This is a genomic window from Paraburkholderia rhynchosiae (genome assembly GCF_002879865.1).
GTDB classification, from domain to species: domain Bacteria; phylum Pseudomonadota; class Gammaproteobacteria; order Burkholderiales; family Burkholderiaceae; genus Paraburkholderia; species Paraburkholderia rhynchosiae.
In genome coordinates this window covers 1-19,081 of record NZ_PNXY01000041.1, presented here as the reverse complement: position 1 = coordinate 19,081, position 19,081 = coordinate 1, and the positions used below count along the sequence as shown (strand labels likewise).

Here is a 19,081-nt window from a genome sequence, read left to right as displayed (position 1 = left end):
ACATTCGTTAGGTATCTTGACTTAAGCCGCTTCAACCGCGTATTGAGCCTGTACACTCTCGGCATTGGCGTGGCCGTTCGCCTGCATATAAGCTTGCAGATACGCCTCGAATTCCGCCTTCACTTCCGGATGACGCAGCGCGAATTCCACCGTCGCCTTCAGATAGCCGAGCTTGCTGCCGCAATCGAAACGCGTGCCGAAGTAGCGATACGCGAGCACCTGTTCTTCGGTCAACAGCGACTGGACCGCATCGGTCAATTGCAATTCGCCGCCCGCGCCCGGCTTCAGCGCGCGAATGTGCTTGAAAATGGTCGGCATGAGCACATAGCGACCCACCACGCCGAGGTTCGACGGCGCGCTGTCAGGTGCCGGCTTCTCGACGATGCCCGACAGCTTGATCACGTTGTCTTCCCACTCGCGGCCATCCACCACGCCGTACGAACGGCTGTCTTCACGCGCGATGGTTTCCACGCCGATCACCGAGCTGTGATAGTGATTGAAGGTATCGACAAGCTGGCTCATGACCGGCTTCGAGCTGTGCAGCAGGTCGTCCGCGAGGATCACGGCGAACGGGCTCTCGCCCACCAGTTTTTCGGCGCACAGCACGGCATGGCCGAGACCGAGCGCTTCCGCCTGGCGCACATAGAAACAGTCGACATTGGCCGGCTTGATGCTGCGCACGAGATCGAGGAGCTTCTGCTTGTTGCGTGCTTCGAGTTCGGCTTCGATCTCATACGACTTGTCGAAATGATCTTCAATAGCGCGCTTGCTGCGGCCCGTCACGAAGATCATCTCGGTGATGCCGGCAGCGATCGCTTCTTCGACCGCGTACTGAATCAGCGGCTTGTCGACGATAGGCAGCATTTCCTTCGGACTAGCCTTGGTAGCCGGCAGGAATCGTGTCCCGAGGCCCGCTACGGGAAACACGGCTTTGGTGACTTTCAGCATGGTGGGCATTCCCAGATCGGTTAGAAATTGGTGTTTGCGGGCACGGCGGCCGCTCGACGTCGCCAGAAAGGCTAACAAAAAAGCTACGCGAGATCACGCGTGAAATCTCTGAAACAATGCTGAATGAAATCGATTCGTGCCGATTTGCGCGATGTGGAAAGCATCAGGCAACATTTACGTCGGACAATTGAATAATTTCGAAGCGAGTCCGAAAAATTTACACGCCGGACCTATCGCGTGTATGTGCGCATGCGCTTCGCATCGAGCCTAGGGCCTAGGGTCCCACGGCGCGCGTTGTGTCTTCAAGGACGCGCTTCCTCGTTCTCGTCGAGTTGCGGCAGCTTGCCCGGATTGATGCGAAAACGGCGGATCGGCTCATTGCGCAGCGCCTCCCGATACGCGGAGGCGGCGACGAGGGCCAGCAGCACGGCGATGCCGGCGAGCACATGCAGGTTCATGACTTCACCTCTTTCAGGAGAATCCGTGGTGGAAATTACCACGACAAAAGCGGCAAATAATTGATCGCTGCATCTGCTTATGCTCAATTACAATTCGTCACAAAACGGACGCTTAAATCGAATCGATCGAGCAATTTTTTATCCATTTTTTGTGTGCGCGGTGCACTAGCATGTGATGCACCGCGTGCGCGGACCGTGCGCGCGAATCCGCATTGCTCTTCTTCGAATAAAGGACCGCGCATGAGCGACTCTGCACTGGATGCCGCCGGCTCATCCCTGCCCCTCTCCCCACCTCCCTCACAGACCTTGAGGTCCGCCGCGCCGCGCGCGCAAAGCGAGGCCCGCGCCGACAGTGCGGGCAAGGAACATGTCATCGACGCAATGCGCGGCTTCGCCGCGTTGCTGGTTGCGTATTTCCATTGCCGTCAGATCGAATGGGTCGGCATGCAGGCCTTTCATCAGAATGCCGGGCATTCGTTCAGTCTGGATACGATTGCGGCATATCTGACTTTCCCGATTGCATGGGGGTCGGCCGGTGTGCCGATTTTCTTCGTTATCAGCGGCTACTGCATCCACCGCAGCGGCGCATTACGGATCGCCAATAATCCGGCTTACCAGCTTGATGCGGGCAATTTCTGGGTGCGCCGGTTCACGCGCATCTATCCGGTGCTGCTTGCGGCACTGCTGCTCACGCTCGCGCTCGACTGGTTCAGCCTGCAACTGCCGCCAGTCAGTCACAAGATTCGCGAGATCGGCTTGCAGGCTTTTCTCGTCAATCTCTTTTCGCTGCAAGGCGTGGCCGGCAAGACGTATGGATCGAATGGCGCGCTGTGGACGCTCTCGCTCGAAGTGCAGTTCTACGCGATCTATCCGTTGCTGTTCGCACTGCGCCGGCGTATTGGCATGACGTCCGTGCTCGCGATGGTCGCCGTGATCAACGTGGTGTCGGCGTATCTGCTTGAGCGGCACGACGTCCAGTTTTTCACGTCGTACTGGTTTTCCTGGACGCTCGGCGCGTGGATCGCCGATGCCAAAGCCCGCAGCGCGCCGCAAGCGCGCTCGTCGTGGTGGCTCTATGTGCTGGCCGCCGCATTCGTCGCGCTCGGCTGTGCGGCGTTTCACTTCGGACAGTACGGCGCGTTCCAGTTGTGGGCGATCGGCTTCGCGTTCTATCTGTACAGGGCGCTGGAGCGCGGCAACGGGAATCAGCGCGACGGTTGGGGACTGCGGCTTCTGTCGCGCTTCGGCGACTTCAGCTTCTCGCTGTATCTGATCCATCTGCCGATCTTCGTGCTGCTTTCGTCGCTGCTATTCCGCTCGTCGTTGCAGATGTCGATCTGGCCGTCGTTCGGCTACATGCTGGTGGCCGTGCCGGTCGCTTACGTGTTCTACCGGCTCGTCGAATTGCCGGCAATGAAGTGGTCGGCCAGTTTCAAGCCGAAGAGCGCATTGAAACAGTCGCGATAAAAAAGACGGAGCGAAGGTCGATGAGACTTTCGCTCCGCTGCGCCAATGACAGGAACCGGCCGAGTCCCTGTCTACCCCGCGTCAATCTTTCATCTGTCGCGCGCTTGCAGCCGCGCCTGAAACCATCTTCAGCGGTCTCAGGCGCCGCCGTTCAGGTCGCGAGCCTCACTTCCCCTGACCTCACGCGCCGGCAGCCCGTCCAGGCCCCGCCACGCGCCTCAGAATCCGCTCGACGCTCTCGACGTAGTTCGTGGTACCGAACCGGCGCAGCGCCGTCTGATAGCCGTTCCTGACGAGCCTGTTGCGCAGTTCGTCGTCCGAGCGCAGTTCGGCCAGCGTGTCGGCCAGCGCCTGCGCATCGCCCGGCGTGCACAGCATGCCGTTCTCGTAGTCGTCGATGATCTCCAGCACGCCGCCCGCGCGCGCCGCCACCACCGGCCGCTGCGCGAGCATGCCTTCCACGATTACGCGGCCGAACGGCTCCGGCGTGATCGACGTGTGCACGACCGCGTCGACCGCGCACATGCAGGCGGGAATATCGTGCTGGAAGCCGAGAAAATGCACACGGTCGCCGAGATTGTGCGTGGCGACGAACGCGTGCAGTTCGATCTCGTACTGGTCCTCGCCGAAGAGCGGCGCACCGACTAGCACCGCATGCATATGCGGATTGAGCACCAGCGCTTGCAGCAGCACATGCTGCCCCTTCCAGCGCGCGAGGCGGCTGAACGAGCCGACCAGAAACGCGTCGTGCGGCAGATTCAGGCGCTGGCGCAGCGCGGCTTGCGATACGTTGCGCAAGGCGTCGAACGGCGCGGCGGAAATGCCGTTGAACACCACGTCGATACGTTTTTCATCGAAATGGGTGAGCTCGGCGAATGCGCGCGCCGATGCCGCCGAATTGGCGATCACGTGCGTGAGCCCAAGCCGTGCGCACCATTTGATGATGGCCAGTTGCTTGCCGCCGAAATGCTCGGAACTCACGATGTCGCGCAGATGCCAGACCACCGGTCGCCTCGCGAGCTTGCCGGCGACCGCGCCGATCACCATCGCGCGCTGCGTGTTTGCATAGATCACTTCGGCGTTGCGTGCGCGTTTCGCCGTGGCGCGCACGAGCGACATCAGGCCTTTCAGCGCCTGGCCCTTCGGCAACGAACCGCCCTGTTTGCGCACGTTGCGCAGCGCGCCCGCGTCGAGCACTTCGACGCTCACGCCCGCTTTGGCGAGCGCCGTGCGGAACGGGCCGTCGTCGAACAATACGACTTCGATGCGCGAGCGCAGTGCCTTCACGATTTCTAGTAGCGACAACTCGGCGCCGCCCAGCACGCCGCTTTGATCGACGGCGAGAATGCGCGGCACGTTCGCTGCCGGCTCGGCTTTATACGGCACATAGGGCGGCAGCGTCGCGTTGCGCAGCACGGGCACCGAAGCCCGCACATGCGCGAAGAAGCGTTCGCGGAAATTCGCGGCGGAGAAGCGCTCGGCGTTCGCGCGGCAATCTGTTGGCGAAAAACGCTTCACGTGTCCATCGAAACGCTCGACCGCGGCAATGATCGAGTCCGTGCTCTGCTCGTCAAAGAACATGCCGGTCGGACGCGGTTCGGATAGATCGCGCACGGTTTCGAGCGCCCCGCCCTTGCCGTACGCAATCACCGGCGTCCCGCACGCCTGTGCCTCGACGACGGAGATTCCGAAGTCTTCCTCGGCGGCAAACACGAAAGCCTTCGCGCGGCTCATCCGGTCCTTCAGCACCTTGAACGGCTGATAGCCCATGATCTCCACATTCGGCCCCGCCTTTGCACGGATTTTCTGCATGTCGGGACCGTCGCCGATCACGACGAGTTTTCTCTCGGGCATCCGCGCGAACGCTTCGACGATCAGATCGATCTTCTTGTACGGCACCATCCGCGATGCGGTCAGATAGAAGTCTTCCTTCTCCGTGCATAACGCGAAGGCTTCGACGTCGACAGGCGGAAAGATCACCTGCGCATCGCGCTGATAGACCTTCTTGATCCGCCGCGCAATGAAGTCGGAGTTCGCGACGAAGCCATCCACCGAATTGGACGTGCGGATGTCCCAGTTGCGGATGTAATGCAGGACCAGCCGCGCCATGGCCGACTTCGGGCCGCTGGTCAGCTTCGACTGTTGCAGATACTGGTGCTGCAAATCCCACGCGTAGCGAATCGGCGAATGCACGTAGCTGATATGCACCTGATCCGGCCCGGTGAGAATGCCTTTGGCCACCGCGTGACTGCTCGAAATGACCACGTCGTATGCGGAGACATCCAACTGTTCGATCGCGAGCGGCATCAGCGGCAGATAGGCCCGGTACCTGGTGCGCGCGAGCGGCAGGTTCTGGATGAACGACGTGGTGACGCGCTTGCCGCGCAAAAAGCTGCGGTCGTCGAGAAAATCGACGAGGCTGAACAGGTCGGCATCGGGAAAGCACGCGACGATCTGTTCGAGCACCTTCTCAGCGCCCGCATATGTGACGAGCCAGTCGTGCACGATCGCCACACGCACGGTCTTGTCGCCGCGCAGAGCGACGCGCCGCGAGGGCGTCTCAACACCGGGAACGGTAGTGAGTTCGGCCAGTGCACTGCGCGTCGGAGCTTGCAGCACGGCTTCTTCAAGGACTTCGTGGTTCATGCGCTTTTCCTCGGATTCAGTCGCAACAGCAGTGAACGCGCTAGATCGCGCAAGGCGGGGGTCATGGTGATGGACCAGGCGATGTTCGCGCCGACCATCAATACGCCGGCCACGATCGCCATGGCGAGGCCCGGCAGGAAGCTGGAAAGCCAGAGGCTCGCCAGCAGGAAAGCGAGGTGAGCGAGCATGTCGAGCGCGATCTGTCGTGCACGGATCGCCGACAGTCGCAACAGCACCACGTAATCGAACAGCGCGCGGCCGGCCACGGTCACCGCCGCGCCGGTCAAACCGAAATGTGCGATGCCGAACCACAAAGCCCCTGAAAACAGGGGCAATTCGAATAAACCGACGCGCGCGGCGGTGGCCGGATTGACCTGCGACTGGATCAGAATGCGCGTCACGTTTGCCTGTCCGACGAGCCAGACCGCGACGATCATGATGCGTCCCACGGGCGCCGCCACAGTGGCGATTTCATTGCCCACCCATAGATGCAGGAACGGTTCGAGCACGAGCATCGCGACCAGCGCGACAGGCGTGAACACGCCGTTGAGAAATTCGAGCGACTGCTGCGTGATGGTGTCGGCGTCCGCGCGGCCTACTGCGGAAAGCCTCGGAAACAGCGTGCGCACCATCGCGGTGGGAACTATGTTCAAACGCGTCACGAGGTTTTGCGGCACTGTGTAGTACGTGACGAAGCGCGCGCCGAGACTCGTGCCGAGCATCACGCGATCGAGCGATTCAGCGATCATGTTTGTGACGCTCGCAATCAGCATCCAGCCGCCGAAGTTGAAAAGTCCCTTCGCCACGCCGAGCTGCGGCGGCAGAATACTGCGTATTTCAAGCACTTTTAGCGCCGAACGGCCGAGCAGGATCGCGGCGAGAATTCGCGCGAACACGGCGGCAGCGAGTACGTTCTGCAAAGTCGCGCCCAGCCATAGCGCGGCGCCGAGCGGCAACAACTGGAACAAAAACGTGCCAATGGTCTGATTCGTGTTGTAGATGCCAAAGCGTTCCGCACCGTTGATCGCACCCGCGAACACCCATGAGACGTTGGCAATCGGAATCGCCACCGCGAGCCACGGCAGCGCCATATACACCTCGTGCTGCAATTGCGGCGACACCTTCGTGAAATACGCGGTGTACAGAAACGCGCCGAAATAAATGATCAGCCCGCCGATTACACCGGTCGCGAGATTGAGCCACGTCGCGCTCCAGAACACCCGCGCGCTTTCGTTCTTGTTGCCCGACGCGCGCGCCTTCGAGATGTGATTCTGCGCGGCCATGCTCATGCCGAGATCGAGAATCCCGAAGTAGCCGATCAGCGTCCACACGAGACTGATCACGCCGTAGCGCTCGACCCCAAGCAGCCTGATATACGACGGCACGGTCACGAGCGAGACGAAAGTCGGCAGCACCAGTCCGAAGAAATTGATCGCTATGTTCTTGAGAATGCCTTTGTCCATCGGATGCCCTGGGTTCGACTACGATTGCCTGTTCTGTTCGTCATGCGTGCATGCCGCACGCGTGTTGCTGAATTGCTCCATCAAGGTTTCCAGCGATACATCAACACTTTGCCGCGCGCGTCTTCTTCGACGAACACGAGGTACTCGCCGTTGCCTCGCTTTGCAGCGCTGATACCGTTGGGCACGTCGACCCATCCTGAGGCGCCGCCCACTTCGGGGCCGGGCCGGATCACGCCGAGTTCGCGGCCGCTGTCCTTGTCCCACACGTGCACCGCGCCCACCGGTTCGACACCGAAGATGTATTGCCCCTCGACCGTCAAGCCGATGATCGTGGCGATGGGTTTGCTCTGCGTCTGCCATGGCAGCGCGATCGAATAGCGCTGCACCGGCTCGCCGCTCGACCATTTGTCGTAACGCACGAGCACGCGGCCCACTTCTTTCCAGAAGCCGCGATCGACCGGCGTGTCGGGCGTGTAGCCGCTCACGTACATCGTGTCCGTATCGGGGTCGTAGATCGCGCGATGCAGTTCCGTGAACGGTTGCGGCACCGGGTACTGCGTGAGGTTCGAATACGAATAGACGGGGTTCCCCTTCGCATCGAGACCGCCGAAGCGAAAGCGATAAATGCCCCTGGTGTCGCGCGTGCGCCAGATGTCGCCCGCGGTATCGACCCACCAGCCCCAGCCGCCCGCGAGTTTCGTGCCGCTCGTGTTGAGCGCAAATTCGTCGGTGTTGAATTTGCCGTCGCCGTTCGCGTCGCGCCAGATCCAGTCGCCGCCCGGCGGCGCATTCGGCACCTTCGCGACCGCGCGCTCGCGGCCCGCGATAAAGCCTGATGGAATCGCCGTTTCACCGTCGCGCTGCGGATCGAATCGATAGATCTTCAGATGGTCCGCATACATGTCCGTGAGGTACAGGAATGTGCGGCCCTTCAGCTTGCGGGCAATCGGCAAGCCGGGATACTGGTCGGTGTGAAAGACCGGATCGTCCGGATACCTGAAACGATTAGACAGGAATCCGACATATTTCCAGTCCTGCCTCGCGGGCTTCGACAGATCGAGTTCAAAGCGTTTGTTGCCGGTGTACACACTGTCCGGGCGCGACGGATCGATCCACGCGCCATCGACAAAGAGCAGCCCTTGCACGAGCCAGTTCTGCTTACCGTCGGGTGCGTAGCTTTCGAGCGTCGCGCCGAGGCCCGCGCCAATCGGCTCATAACGCGGACCGATGCCGTTGGTCGACACATAGACGTTGCCGCGCGCATCCACGCCCACGCCCGTGAGCCCGTTGAAACGTTGCGGCCCTGGCCGTCCCGCGACGCCGCTGAAAATGCCGCCCCGCTCGCCGAGCGCGCCTGATTCCTCGTAACGGCCGTCGTTCTTGCTGAAGAACAGCACCTGCTGACGCGGGCCGTTATCGGCGATCAGAATGCGGCCTTTTGCATCGACGGCGATATCGACCGCGAGCGTATCGGGGGGCAGCTCGAAATTTTCGTCGATACGCTTGCCGGCCTGCGTGTAATGCTCGACATGCGGCGCGCGATCGTTGCGCGTGCCGCTCAGCACCCACAGCGTGCCGTCCGGTGCAAGCGCAATGCGGCCAGGCTCGTGCACGCTCCACGTGGCTTTCTGCTGCATCGATTCAGCGTCGTACACCTCGACGCGGTCGCGCGCCGTATTAGCTGCATAGAGCGTAGTGTCGTTCGCGGCAAGCCCGCCGATCTCGGCGCTGGTGCCGGTCGGCACTTCGTTCATCATCAGGAAGCCGGCCGCGAGTTGCGCATGCGGGTCGGCGGCTTTCGCCGCGGGCTGAAACGGCGCCGCGCGCTTCGTATCGGCGATCTGCCGGCGCGATATGCCGAACCACTGCTTGCCCTTTGCGGGCCATACGCCCTGCTCGACCAGCCGGCCTTTTTCGTTGCCGACCGCGATTGCAACGAACGCATACTTGCGATTGAGCGCGATCGCGTTGCCGCCCGCGTTGCCCCAACCGTGCGTGCCGCCCGCGAAACCGAGCATCTTGCCGTTCTGATAAACGCTCGCCTCGGCGCCGCTCTCGTCCCACGGCGCGTTCGTATAGACCTTGCCGTCAGGCGCTACCGCGATGGCGGTGATGTTGATCTGCGCCCACGTGCCGTCGCCGAAGCCGAACGTATTGCCGATCCACGACGTTTTCGCGTTCAAGGCCGTTTCCGCGCAAGCCGTGAAACTGGCCGACGCAGCAGCCAGTCCGACGGCGCACGCGGATACCGCGAGCCAGCTATTGAACGTGAAACGGGGCAAGGTAATTCCTCCAGTCGACGCTATACGGTGCTTTAGCAAAGCGGTGGCGCGAATACGCAAGCGCTATTCACAGACGCACACCATTTGCAATTCAGTGAGGTGACGGCATGAGCCGGAGCAAGCTGTTGGGAACGAACCTGGAAGCGCGCGACGGCCCGCGCGGCCGCGAAGCAGGGCGGCATGCAGCGTCGCAACGATGCGGTGCGTGCCGCACGCGCCGTCCTTGGCCACCCAATCCGCACGGCTCACATTACGCGTAAAAAACGCCGTGACGAAAATCGAAAATAATTCAAAAATATTCGGCGGCTTAATCAAAGCGAAAGAAATCAATTTTAAATTGAATTAAAACTGAAGATGTCCGCATCTTTCTGTATGTGGGGCATCCGCGCACCCTTCCAACGCATCCTTACCGCAGCAATCGAGGGTTGCCAGCACTTATTACGGGCACAGTCATACGCCCGACACCAGCATAAAAACCGAGTGCAAATGCTTAACGAAACACCCTGTTTCAATCTGATTCACTTATCGAATTCATTCCCGTTTTTTCACGATTTTCTTTTGCCTAGAATCGATTGCACTCACATTGCGTCGGTTTGCGACCGTTGCCCGCACGACTCGCTTTTCGCAACGCCTCCCGACTCCACGCAACCCTTGCGGCTTCTCGCGGCTCTTCCGCTTCACACCATGGACGGTTCATGACTGCTAGCGCACTGCCCACAGCGCCTTCCCATTCACGCCGCATCGTGCAGCTCGACGGCTTGCGCGCGATCGCCGTACTCGCGGTGTTCGCGCAGCACGCGTTGAAAGCGCCGTTGTGGATGGGCGTCGATCTGTTTTTCGTTCTGAGCGGCTTTCTGATCACCGGCATCCTGCTCGAACGCAAGGCGCGCGAGCAGTCGTATTTCGGCTACTTCTACGCACGCCGGGCGCGGCGCATCCTGCCGCCGTATCTGCTCTTGATGGTGGTGTCGTCAATTCTGTTCGGATTCGGCTGGGCGCAGCACTGGCAGTGGTATGCATTTTTTGCGACCAATATCGGCGACGCGCTCAATCAGAGCGGACACGACAGTCTCAATGTGTTGTGGTCGCTGGCGGTCGAAGAGCAGTTCTATATTGTCTGGCCGTTCGTGATTCTGCTCGTGCCCGAGCGTGTGCTCGCGTGGGTCGCGGCTGCGTTGATTCTGCTTGTGCCGGTGCTGCGTGCAGTCGCCACGCCCTGGTTCGATTCGTTCTGGCCAATCTATTACCTGACGCCGTTTCGCATGGATCTGCTTGCGGCCGGCGCGCTGCTCGCGGTCGCCGTGCGGCGCGATCGTCACGCGCTCGAACCGTTCAAGGGCGTCGCGGTGCTGGGCGTGATCGCCGCCCTCGCCGCGCTGGCCTGGCTGCATCTGCACTTTCCGCGTTTTCGCGCGGCAAATACGCCGCTGTCGAACGCGGGGCTCTATAGCATTTCGTTGGTGCTTTGCACGTCCGTCGTGGTCATCGCCCTGCAAAGCAAGGGCATCGTCAAGCGGCTGTTGTGCAATCCGGTGCTGGTCTATATCGGCACGATCAGCTACACGATCTATCTGGTTCATCTGAGTGTGCTGTATGCGCTGTGGCCGTTGCAGATGAACCGCTATGTCACCGCCGCGCTGGCGCTCGCGATCACCATCGCCTATGCAAGCCTCACGTGGTTCGCATTCGAGAAGCGCTTGATCTTCGGTTCGCGCGGCATCTCGCACGCGACGGCCGGCGCCGGCGTGGCAGGCGCCGCGCCACAAGCACCGCAAAGCCGCGCATGAGATGCCGCCCAGGGCTCGCCGCGGCAGCGATGTTCGCGACGCTCACCGCGATCCCTCTTGCTGCGGCTGTCAGCGACGCGCGCGCCGCGCAAGCGCAGATATTGATCGACGCGTACGGCGATTCGACCACGCTCGGCATCTCGTGCAGCGAAGGCCATTGCGCGCCGCAAGCGGAGAACGCCGTCGCTTATCTACAGGACGAATTGCAGACGCGTCACGGCGAGCGCGTGCGCGTCGCCAACTATGGCGTGGGCGGCACCATGGCCACGCAATTGCGCGACGGCACGGGCAATCGCCGCGCGGGGCCGACCGCCGGTCTGCCCTGGCGCGAACGGCTCGCCGCGTCGCCCGCGCAGATCGTGCTGATCAATTACGGCATCAACGAAGTGATGCAGAACCAGACGCCCGAGCAGTTCTACGCAGCGCAGACGACGCTCGTCAAAACCGCCCGCGCGCTCGGCAAAGAGCCGGTGCTGGAGACCTCAAATCCGATGCCCGACAACCGGCTCAACGCGCGGCTCGCCTCGATGGTCGCAATGACGCGCCGCGTGGCTGCCGAGCAGCAGGTATCGCTCGTCGACCAGTTCGCGTACATCAGCAGTCTGCCCGACTGGAAGACGCTGATGTCCGATGGCGCGCATCCGAAACCGGGCTTATACCGGCTCAAGGCCGAGCAGGATTTTCAGGTCGTCGAACCGCTGGTGCGGCGGCTCCTGGATGGCACGCTCTGAGGTGCTCTTTTTTCTTTTACCAATATTGAAGGCAAGCTATGAGCCAACCACGCAAAGCGATCATCACGGGTGTGTCCGGACAGGACGGCGCCTACCTGACCAAACTGCTGCTCGACAAGGGCTATCAGGTGACGGGCACCTATCGGCGCACGAGCTCCGTAAATTTCTGGCGCATCCGCGAACTGGGCGTGCTCGATCATCCGAATCTGCGTCTGGTCGAACACGACCTGACCGACCTCGGTTCGACGCTGCGGCTGCTGGAAGGCGCGCAGGCCGACGAGCTGTATAACCTCGCCGCGCAGAGCTTTGTAGGTGTGTCGTTCGATCAGCCGGTGACCACAGCAGAGGTGACTGGCATAGGAGCGCTGAATCTGCTCGAAGGCATCCGCATCCTCAATCCCAGGATGCGTTACTACCAGGCGTCGACCTCGGAGATGTTCGGGCTCGTGCAGGCTGTGCCGCAACGCGAAGATACGCCTTTCTATCCGCGCAGCCCGTATGGCGTCGCCAAGTTGTTCGCGCATTGGTCGACGATCAATTATCGCGAGTCGTACGGTCTCTTTGCGAGCAGCGGCATTCTGTTCAATCACGAATCGCCGCTGCGTGGGCGCGAATTCGTGACGCGCAAAATTACCGACACGGTTGCGAAGATCAGGCTCGGCAAGCACGACGTGCTCGAACTCGGCAATCTGGGCGCGAAACGCGACTGGGGTTTCGCGCTCGAATACGTGGAAGGCATGTGGCGCATGCTGCAAGCCGACGAACCGGATACCTTCGTGCTCGCGACCGGCCGCACGGAAACGGTCCGCGACTTCGTGCGCATGGCGTTCGCCGCAGCGGATTACCAGCTCGAATGGTCGGGCAAGGAAGAGCGTGAAATCGGCATCGACGTGGCCACCGGCAAGACGCTGGTGCGCGTGAATCCGAAGTTCTACCGGCCGGCCGAAGTGGATCTGCTGATCGGCTGCGCGGACAAAGCGCGCGACAAACTCGGCTGGCAGCCGCAAACGAGCCTGGAGCAGTTGTGCCACATGATGGTTCATGCGGACCTGGGACGTAATCAACATCATGAGACGTTTTGAGCGCAACCTTTGCACGGTGCGATGGCGTTGTCGGCTTCGGAGCGATGTTGCGAGGCCTACACGCCAGAGAGCCGGTACGGCGCATGTGCGTCGCCTAACCAAAGCTGGAAAACGACAAATTCCGGCTTACTTTAGCCGGATTGCGACAATGAGGCCTCTTCCATAGGGCGAACTGCAGAAGTTCATCCCTTTGCTGACGGTAACGGACGCCTGTCGCGTTTGATCACGAATGCGGAGCTCTCTCGCGGGGGACGCGCTCGCATCATTATTCCAACGCTTTTTCACCCGCAGTTCGTGGACTGTCTGAGGGCGCTGACAAAGGGCGGTCGGCCTGAGCCGTTAATCAGTTCCCTCGCGCGAATGGCAACCTGGTGTGCGGGTTTGGACTACACGGAGCTCGAAGCAGTCGTGCCCGCCATGCGCAGTGCTCACGCATTCGAAGAATCGCCGGCCGAGTTCCGGCTGCTCAACGCCGATGGCAGTCGGGCCACGTGAACGCGGTTGAAGTGCGGCCTCGCATTGCCTGGCCGTGCCTTAGTTTACGCTGCCGCTTTTGCCTTTCAAGCACGCAACCTTTTAAGCCCGATCCCAATGACTCAAGTCAATGCCGCCAATACCTGGTAGTGCAAAAATAATTGCTCCAGACGGCGCCGGTTCTTTCCGCAAGAACCGGTGCCTTCCCCACTCGCCGGATGGAGCGCCAGATGTTTCCCGAATATCGCGACCTGATCTCCCGTCTCAAGACTGAAGACGCCCACTTCTCCCGCCTGTTTAACCGTCACAACGAGCTTGATCACCGTATCCATAACATGGAGACGAATGTCACGCCCGCTGACAGCGCCACCATCGAAAGGATGAAAAAAGAAAAGCTCCTGCTTAAGGATCAGCTTTACGGCGTGCTGGTGAAAGCGGCTTCGGCTGCGTAACTGGCCGTGGTGCCCGGCTGCGTGCGCCATGCTCGCGCGCGAAGATCAATCTTCATCGAGGTATTTTCATTTGGCATCCCCGGAAAACAGAAACGGCCAACGGCCCCCGGCCGCGCGGCTCGTCAGCCAGGGCGACGTCGCGGTTGACGTGTGCGGCGACACGCCCCAACCGAACAACGCTTCCACCGCAAACGCAACCGCAACGCCGGCAAGTGACGCCGCACGAGCCGGGCGCGCGGCTGAACGCAACGAAACCAGCCGAGCGATCGAAGCCGCGAACGCCTTCATTTTCAGTGGCGCCGAAAGCGCGTTGACCGCACCGGCGCAAGCCCAATCCGACGCCGAGCCAAGCGGCGCCAGTTTGATCGGCACGATCAAGGCGCTGATGGACGGCCTCTCGCCCGACGAAGCCCGCGCGTTGCGCATGCAATTGCTCGAAGGCAATCCTGCCGCGTGGCACGCGAGCGCCGCCCGTCATCCGGACGACGAACTGTCACCCGCGTTTCGCGAAGGCGGCTATCCGTATCGCAATCTGATGTCGCGGCGCGCCTATGAGAAGCAGAAGTATCGTCTGCAAGTCGAGTTGCTGAAGCTGCAGGCGTGGGTGCGCGAGACGGGTCAGCGCGTCGTGATTCTGTTCGAAGGACGAGACGCGGCCGGCAAAGGCGGCACGATCAAACGTTTCATGGAACATCTGAATCCGCGCGGCGCGCGCGTCGTCGCACTGGAAAAGCCGACGGAATACGAACGCGGCCAGTGGTATTTTCAGCGCTACGTTCAACATTTGCCCACAGCCGGCGAGATCGTGCTGTTCGACCGGTCCTGGTACAACCGCGCCGGCGTCGAACGCGTGATGGGCTTCTGCTCGGCGCAGGAATACGGCGACTTCATCCAGCAGGTGCCCGAGTTCGAACGGCATCTTGCACGCAGCGGCACACATATCGTCAAGTTCTGGTTTTCGGTGAGCCGCGAGGAACAGCGCCGCCGTTTCAAGGAGCGGCAGGTTCATCCGCTGAAGCAGTGGAAGCTGAGTCCTGTCGATCTCGCGTCGCTCGACAAATGGGACGATTACACGCAGGCCAAGGAAGCGATGTTCGCGCAAACCGACACCGCCGACGCGCCGTGGACCGTTGTCCGTTCGGATTGCAAAAAGCGGGCGCGGCTCAATGCGATGCGCTACGTGCTGCATAAGCTGCCATATGCAAACCGCGACACGGAGTCGATTGGCGTCGTCGATCCATTGGTTGTCGGAAGAGCCATGTAAGTAAGGGCAAGCGGTTCGAACGGCGTCCGCTCGAACCGCCCGATGCCATCTGCCAGATACCACGAGCCCGAAGTGCGACGAAAACTCAATGCACCCCGCCCGCCGCGATGGCCTCGCTATACACCGACGCCACGCGCTTCGCGATCACCGAGTTATCGAAGTTCTCGCGGGCATAGCGTCGGCACGCCTCGGCGTCGGGCAGCTTCAATGAGCCGCTCAGCGCGCCTGCAAGTCCCGCCGCTATCGCCTTAGCGCCCGTCTCCGGCAGCACGAGATCGGGCGACAGCCCCGCCACCGCCTCCGGCAAACCGCCGACCGGCGTCACCAGCACCGGCGTGCCCGACGCGAGCGACTCGACCGTGATCAGGCCAAATCCTTCCAGCGCCACCGTCGGCACCACGCTGATATTCGCCGCGCGATACAACGCCGCAAGATGCTGATCTGGCACGAAGCCCAGCAGCTTCACGTTGTCCTGCAAACCGGCTTCGTCGATGCGCGCCTGCAGTTCGTCCGCAAGACGTCCCTTGCCCGCGATCAGCAGCAGCACATCAGGGTGGCTCGGCTTGAGCAGCTTGACCGCGTCGATCAGATCCTCCAGACCCATGCGCCGCACGAGACGCCGTACCGCCAGCACGATTGGCCGGTCCTGCGGCAATTGCAGCTTAAGACGCGCCTCGGCGGGCGTCATCGGCAAATTGAACTGTTCGACATCGACGCAGCCCGGCACCACGCGTACGCGATCCGGCGAGATGCGATAGCGCGAAGTCAGGATCTTGCCGAAGGCCTCCGACAACACGATCAGCCGCGACGAGCGTGCATAGACCGATTGCTCGAGATAATGCTTCGCGCGCTGACCGAGCGAATCGGCGCCTTCCACGTGGCTCTCGTCCGCCCACGGCCCCTGAAAATGCGACACCTGCGGAATGCCGCGCGTCACGTCGAGCCCCGGAAACGTATAGAGCGCGAAGTGCGACGAGATCACGTCGGGGCGCGACATGCTGATTTCCTGACGCAGCGCACGGCGCGCCGCCATCAGCCGGAACGGCAGCGATTGCGCAGCCGAACCGAAGCCGTTGATGGTGCCGCCCGTGTCGGCGGCAACTTTCGGCGAGCCGGCCACGACGCCGCGCACCGCGACGCCCGCGCCGGGCAGCGCGCCGACCAGCGAGTAATACATGCGGTCGAGGCCGCCCGCGCGCTCGGGGAACCAGTGCATCCCGATCTGCAGCGATTTGATTGAACTCGTCGTCATTGTCATTGCCCCTTTGTGTTGCATGAGTTGTGATAGTCGAGCGCTGGCTGCGCGGCGTGCTTAAGCGTCAAGCAGCGCGTCATTCCGCGCCCTTCTGACCGGCCAGCGTGTTTAGCGTGAGCGCGTCGGTCTTTGCGGCCACCGCTGCTTCTACCTCGCTGCGCCGGCGATTCTTCTGCTGTCCTTCAAGCTGTCGATACAGCGCGATGTATTGCGCGGCCATCCGCGCCCAGCCGAAGCCGGTCGCGAGTTCGTTGGCGGCCACGCCCATCGCGCGGCGCGCTTTGTCGTCGGCGGCGAGGCGCGCGACCGCGGCGGCCAGCGCCTTCGGATCGTCCGGATCGTCGAGCACGATGCCGCATTCCGGCGTGATGATTTCTGCGCCGCCCGCGGTGCGCGCGGTGACGACCGGCAACCCGGCCGCCATCGCTTCGAGCAGCGACAGGCTCATCGCCTCGTAACGCGACGGAAACACGAACGCGTCGACCGAATGCATCAGCACAGGCATCTCCTTGACGAGCCCGAGAAAATGCACGCGATGCGCGATGCCGAGCGCCTTGGCCTCGTCAGGATATGGACTGCCCGGCAGGAAACCTGCCACCGCGATCTGCACATGCTCCGGCAGATGCTTCAACGCGGCCAGCACCGTGCCGAGGTTCTTACGCGGCGTACGCAGATCGCCGACGAACAGCAGCAAAAAGGCGTCTTCCGGTAAGCCGAATTTCGCGCGATCGCCGGTGGCCGCAGCGAAACCGCGCGTGTCCACGCCGTTGTAAATCACATCGACGCGGTTATCCGCCGTGAGCCCGATCGCGCGGATTTCATCGGCGACCTTTTGCGACACTGCCGTGATCACCTTCGAGCGCCGGTAGGCCCAGCGTTCGAGCAGCGCATTGCAGCGCGTATACACCGACTGATACGCGGACCACACGCCCTTCGTGAGACCGAACGGGTAGTACTTGCTGCCGAACCAGCCGCTATGCACAAAGTGCGACGTGTTGACGTCGGCGGGCATCCACGTGATGAAGCCGTTTACGTGCAGTACGTCGTATTCGCGGCGATGCGCGCGCAACCACATCGCGCTCTTGAACGCGAACACCTGCTGGCGCAACAGATTGGTGGGCCACCAGCGGCCGATTTTCATCGGCACCCAGCGGACGTTCGGATGAACCAGCAGATCGGGCGCCACGTGCGAGGCGATCAGCGTGACGCCGATGTTTTCGTCGAGCGCCGCGCGTGCGATCTCGTGGTTGACGCGCCCCTGGCCGTCGTTATGGCGCACAACGTGCGTGACAATGGCGACTCTCAATCAGTGCCTCCGTGGAAAATTGGCGTGCGCAATGGCGTACTCGCCCGGTTGATTTTTTCGTAATGGACCGCGGAAAGAATCGAAAAAACACTCATGAAAAGCAGCAGACCGCCGGTGCCGACCAGAGAATTGGTGAACACCAGCATCGCGAACGTCGCGAGACAGAGGCTGAGGCAGGCGGATACGTATTTGTCGTTGCGCAGCTTGAACGACGCGAGCACGGCGCGCGTCAGCAGCCAGACGATGCCCGACATGTAGAGCAGCGTGCCGGGCCAGCCGAGCACGAACGGAATGTTCATCACGCCGCTGTCGAAGTTGCCGTACTGGCCGAGCTGGCCGCCATCGTTCGACAGCTTGGTCGACGTGCCGGTCGCGCCCATACCTTCGCCGGAGACGTCGGTAAAGGCCGTTTTGGCGAAGGTCGCGTAGAACTCATTACGCGCCGCGTAGCTCTGGTCGTCATTCAGATTGACGATGGTGGACAGGCGCGCCTGCATCCGCTCGGCCACCGGACCGACGGCGAGAAGCGGCACGCACAGCCCCGCAAGCAGCACCGCGCTCGCGACGATCCGCACGCGCACCTTATTATTCGATTTGATCAACTGGATCAGCAGCGCGATGATCCAGCCGCCCCACGTGGAGCGCACGAGGCTCAGCGCGAACGAGAAGAAACCGAGCGCCGCGGCGATCCAGCGCACGCGATGCGTGGCGGCCATCACGTAGACCATCGCGCCCATCATCGCGAACGCGAACGGCCCGGAGGAATTCATCGTGCTGAAGACGCGCACGCCCATCGGCACGGCGTCGCCTTGCGAGTTCATCTGCGAACCGAGCATCCACAGCGCGTCCCACTGCGGCATGATGAAAAACTGGATCAGGCCGTAGCCGCCCATCACGAGCATGCCCCAGATAAACGTGTTGACGATGGTGTCGCGATACTGCGGATACTGGCGGGTGTTCGCCATGATGTGAAAGCCGATCAGGATCGGATACAGCCAGTTCGCGAGGTCGTAGGTGGCCGCGAGCGGGCCGCTCGAAATCACGCCGACGAGATAAGCGTAGACGAGCCCGAGCAGGATCAGCAGCACCGGAAGGCCGCGCCGCTGCCCGAGCAGCCTGTAGTAGCGCACGAGCGACAGTGCGCTGATCATCGTCACGGCGAGCGGCGCGACCTGGATCAGGCTCGTCGGCGTGAACGAGCCCTTGGACCAGTCGGCGAGACGCCGGACTTCCGGGCTCAGAAACCACAGCCACCACATGAAGCCGATATAGCGCGCCGGACTCTTGAAGTAGAGCCACAAGCCCGTGAGGATCGCGAGCACCGGAAACGCGAGCGTGAGCACCGTGCCCTGGTGCGCGACGATCAACACCGCCGTGATCATCCACAGCATGGCCGCGGGCAGCCATTCTCGGCGCTTGCCGGATGCGGCACGCTTCGCGTTGCCCATGCCGGGTACACCTGGCCC

15 protein-coding genes are annotated in these 19,081 nt (G+C 61.9%); 7 read left to right on the top strand and 8 right to left on the bottom strand.

Annotated features, from left to right (window positions below; all coding sequences use genetic code 11):
* Positions 1-21 precede the first annotated feature (21 nt).
* Together galU and C0Z16_RS38290 are read right to left on the bottom strand one after the other, a co-directional pair.
* Positions 22-948 (bottom strand): UTP--glucose-1-phosphate uridylyltransferase GalU, encoded by a 927-nt coding sequence (gene galU / locus C0Z16_RS32620; RefSeq protein ID WP_102636162.1) that lies wholly within the window; start codon positions 946-948, stop codon positions 22-24.
* A gap of 302 nt (positions 949-1,250) precedes the next feature.
* Positions 1,251-1,406 carry a hypothetical protein gene (locus C0Z16_RS38290; RefSeq protein WP_167403580.1) on the bottom strand — a complete coding sequence of 52 codons (156 nt, stop codon included), beginning with the start codon at positions 1,404-1,406 and terminating at the stop codon, positions 1,251-1,253.
* Between the two features lie 240 nt (positions 1,407-1,646).
* Between C0Z16_RS38290 and C0Z16_RS32615 the strand changes: the two genes are divergently transcribed.
* The gene (locus C0Z16_RS32615) at positions 1,647-2,873 is read left to right on the top strand and encodes an acyltransferase family protein (RefSeq protein ID WP_102636143.1); all 1,227 of its coding nucleotides are present in this window, start codon (positions 1,647-1,649) and stop codon (positions 2,871-2,873) included.
* A gap of 180 nt (positions 2,874-3,053) precedes the next feature.
* On the opposite strand, the gene C0Z16_RS32610 is transcribed toward C0Z16_RS32615, so the two are convergent.
* The 3 genes from C0Z16_RS32610 to C0Z16_RS32600 form a co-directional block, all read right to left on the bottom strand.
* Positions 3,054-5,519, bottom strand: coding sequence for a glycosyltransferase family 4 protein (locus C0Z16_RS32610; protein ID WP_102636142.1), 2,466 nt, complete (start codon positions 5,517-5,519; stop codon positions 3,054-3,056).
* Positions 5,516-6,982 carry a flippase gene (locus tag C0Z16_RS32605; protein WP_102636141.1) on the bottom strand — a complete coding sequence of 489 codons (1,467 nt, stop codon included), beginning with the start codon at positions 6,980-6,982 and terminating at the stop codon, positions 5,516-5,518. The genes C0Z16_RS32610 and C0Z16_RS32605 overlap by 4 nt, the downstream gene beginning before the upstream one ends.
* A gap of 80 nt (positions 6,983-7,062) precedes the next feature.
* Complete coding sequence (locus C0Z16_RS32600; RefSeq protein WP_102636140.1) at positions 7,063-9,264, bottom strand: NHL repeat-containing protein; 2,202 nt, start codon at positions 9,262-9,264, stop codon at positions 7,063-7,065.
* Positions 9,265-9,959: 695 nt separating this feature from the next.
* Between C0Z16_RS32600 and C0Z16_RS32590 the strand changes: the two genes are divergently transcribed.
* From C0Z16_RS32590 to ppk2, 6 genes are all read left to right on the top strand, one after another.
* Positions 9,960-11,051, top strand: a complete 1,092-nt coding sequence (locus tag C0Z16_RS32590; protein WP_102636138.1) for an acyltransferase family protein — start codon at positions 9,960-9,962, stop codon at positions 11,049-11,051.
* A complete protein-coding gene (locus C0Z16_RS32585) occupies positions 11,048-11,782 on the top strand; it encodes an SGNH/GDSL hydrolase family protein (protein WP_102636137.1) in 735 nt (244 codons plus the stop codon). The genes C0Z16_RS32590 and C0Z16_RS32585 overlap by 4 nt, the downstream gene beginning before the upstream one ends.
* Positions 11,783-11,820: 38 nt before the next feature.
* On the top strand, positions 11,821-12,864 hold the full coding sequence (gene gmd, locus C0Z16_RS32580; RefSeq protein ID WP_102636136.1) for a GDP-mannose 4,6-dehydratase: 1,044 nt from the start codon (positions 11,821-11,823) through the stop codon (positions 12,862-12,864).
* A gap of 162 nt (positions 12,865-13,026) precedes the next feature.
* Positions 13,027-13,359 (top strand): Fic family protein, encoded by a 333-nt coding sequence (locus C0Z16_RS39670; RefSeq protein ID WP_244201439.1) that lies wholly within the window; start codon positions 13,027-13,029, stop codon positions 13,357-13,359.
* A gap of 209 nt (positions 13,360-13,568) precedes the next feature.
* Positions 13,569-13,790, top strand: a complete 222-nt coding sequence (locus tag C0Z16_RS32570) for a YdcH family protein (RefSeq protein WP_102636135.1) — start codon at positions 13,569-13,571, stop codon at positions 13,788-13,790.
* A gap of 70 nt (positions 13,791-13,860) precedes the next feature.
* Positions 13,861-15,054 (top strand): polyphosphate kinase 2, encoded by a 1,194-nt coding sequence (ppk2, locus tag C0Z16_RS32565; protein WP_407070717.1) that lies wholly within the window; start codon positions 13,861-13,863, stop codon positions 15,052-15,054.
* A gap of 85 nt (positions 15,055-15,139) precedes the next feature.
* On the opposite strand, the gene C0Z16_RS32560 is transcribed toward ppk2, so the two are convergent.
* The 3 genes from C0Z16_RS32560 to C0Z16_RS32550 all read right to left on the bottom strand — a co-directional run bounded on the left by C0Z16_RS32560 (position 15,140) and on the right by C0Z16_RS32550 (position 19,063).
* Complete coding sequence (locus C0Z16_RS32560) at positions 15,140-16,306, bottom strand: glycosyltransferase family 4 protein (RefSeq protein WP_102636160.1); 1,167 nt, start codon at positions 16,304-16,306, stop codon at positions 15,140-15,142.
* Between the two features lie 79 nt (positions 16,307-16,385).
* On the bottom strand, positions 16,386-17,615 hold the full coding sequence (locus C0Z16_RS32555) for a glycosyltransferase family 4 protein (RefSeq protein ID WP_175130709.1): 1,230 nt from the start codon (positions 17,613-17,615) through the stop codon (positions 16,386-16,388).
* Entirely contained in the window at positions 17,612-19,063 is a 1,452-nt protein-coding gene (locus C0Z16_RS32550) for a glucose-6-phosphate isomerase (protein ID WP_102636134.1), read from the bottom strand. The genes C0Z16_RS32555 and C0Z16_RS32550 overlap by 4 nt, the downstream gene beginning before the upstream one ends.
* Positions 19,064-19,081: the final 18 nt, after the last annotated feature.

Bases quoted from the DNA above. Each gene is read 5' to 3' on its own strand.
- C0Z16_RS38290 (WP_167403580.1), bottom strand. From the start codon at position 1,406: ATGAACCTGCATGTGCTCGCCGGCATCGCCGTGCTGCTGGCCCTCGTC.
- C0Z16_RS32590 (WP_102636138.1), top strand. From the start codon at position 9,960: ATGACTGCTAGCGCACTGCCCACAGCGCCTTCCCATTCACGCCGCATC.
- gmd (WP_102636136.1), top strand. From the start codon at position 11,821: ATGAGCCAACCACGCAAAGCGATCATCACGGGTGTGTCCGGACAGGAC.
- C0Z16_RS32610 (WP_102636142.1), bottom strand. From the start codon at position 5,519: ATGAACCACGAAGTCCTTGAAGAAGCCGTGCTGCAAGCTCCGACGCGC.
- C0Z16_RS32585 (WP_102636137.1), top strand. From the start codon at position 11,048: ATGAGATGCCGCCCAGGGCTCGCCGCGGCAGCGATGTTCGCGACGCTC.
- C0Z16_RS32550 (WP_102636134.1), bottom strand. From the start codon at position 19,063: ATGGGCAACGCGAAGCGTGCCGCATCCGGCAAGCGCCGAGAATGGCTG.
- galU (WP_102636162.1), bottom strand. From the start codon at position 948: ATGCTGAAAGTCACCAAAGCCGTGTTTCCCGTAGCGGGCCTCGGGACA.
- C0Z16_RS32570 (WP_102636135.1), top strand. From the start codon at position 13,569: ATGTTTCCCGAATATCGCGACCTGATCTCCCGTCTCAAGACTGAAGAC.
- C0Z16_RS32605 (WP_102636141.1), bottom strand. From the start codon at position 6,982: ATGGACAAAGGCATTCTCAAGAACATAGCGATCAATTTCTTCGGACTG.
- C0Z16_RS32615 (WP_102636143.1), top strand. From the start codon at position 1,647: ATGAGCGACTCTGCACTGGATGCCGCCGGCTCATCCCTGCCCCTCTCC.
- C0Z16_RS32560 (WP_102636160.1), bottom strand. From the start codon at position 16,306: ATGACGACGAGTTCAATCAAATCGCTGCAGATCGGGATGCACTGGTTC.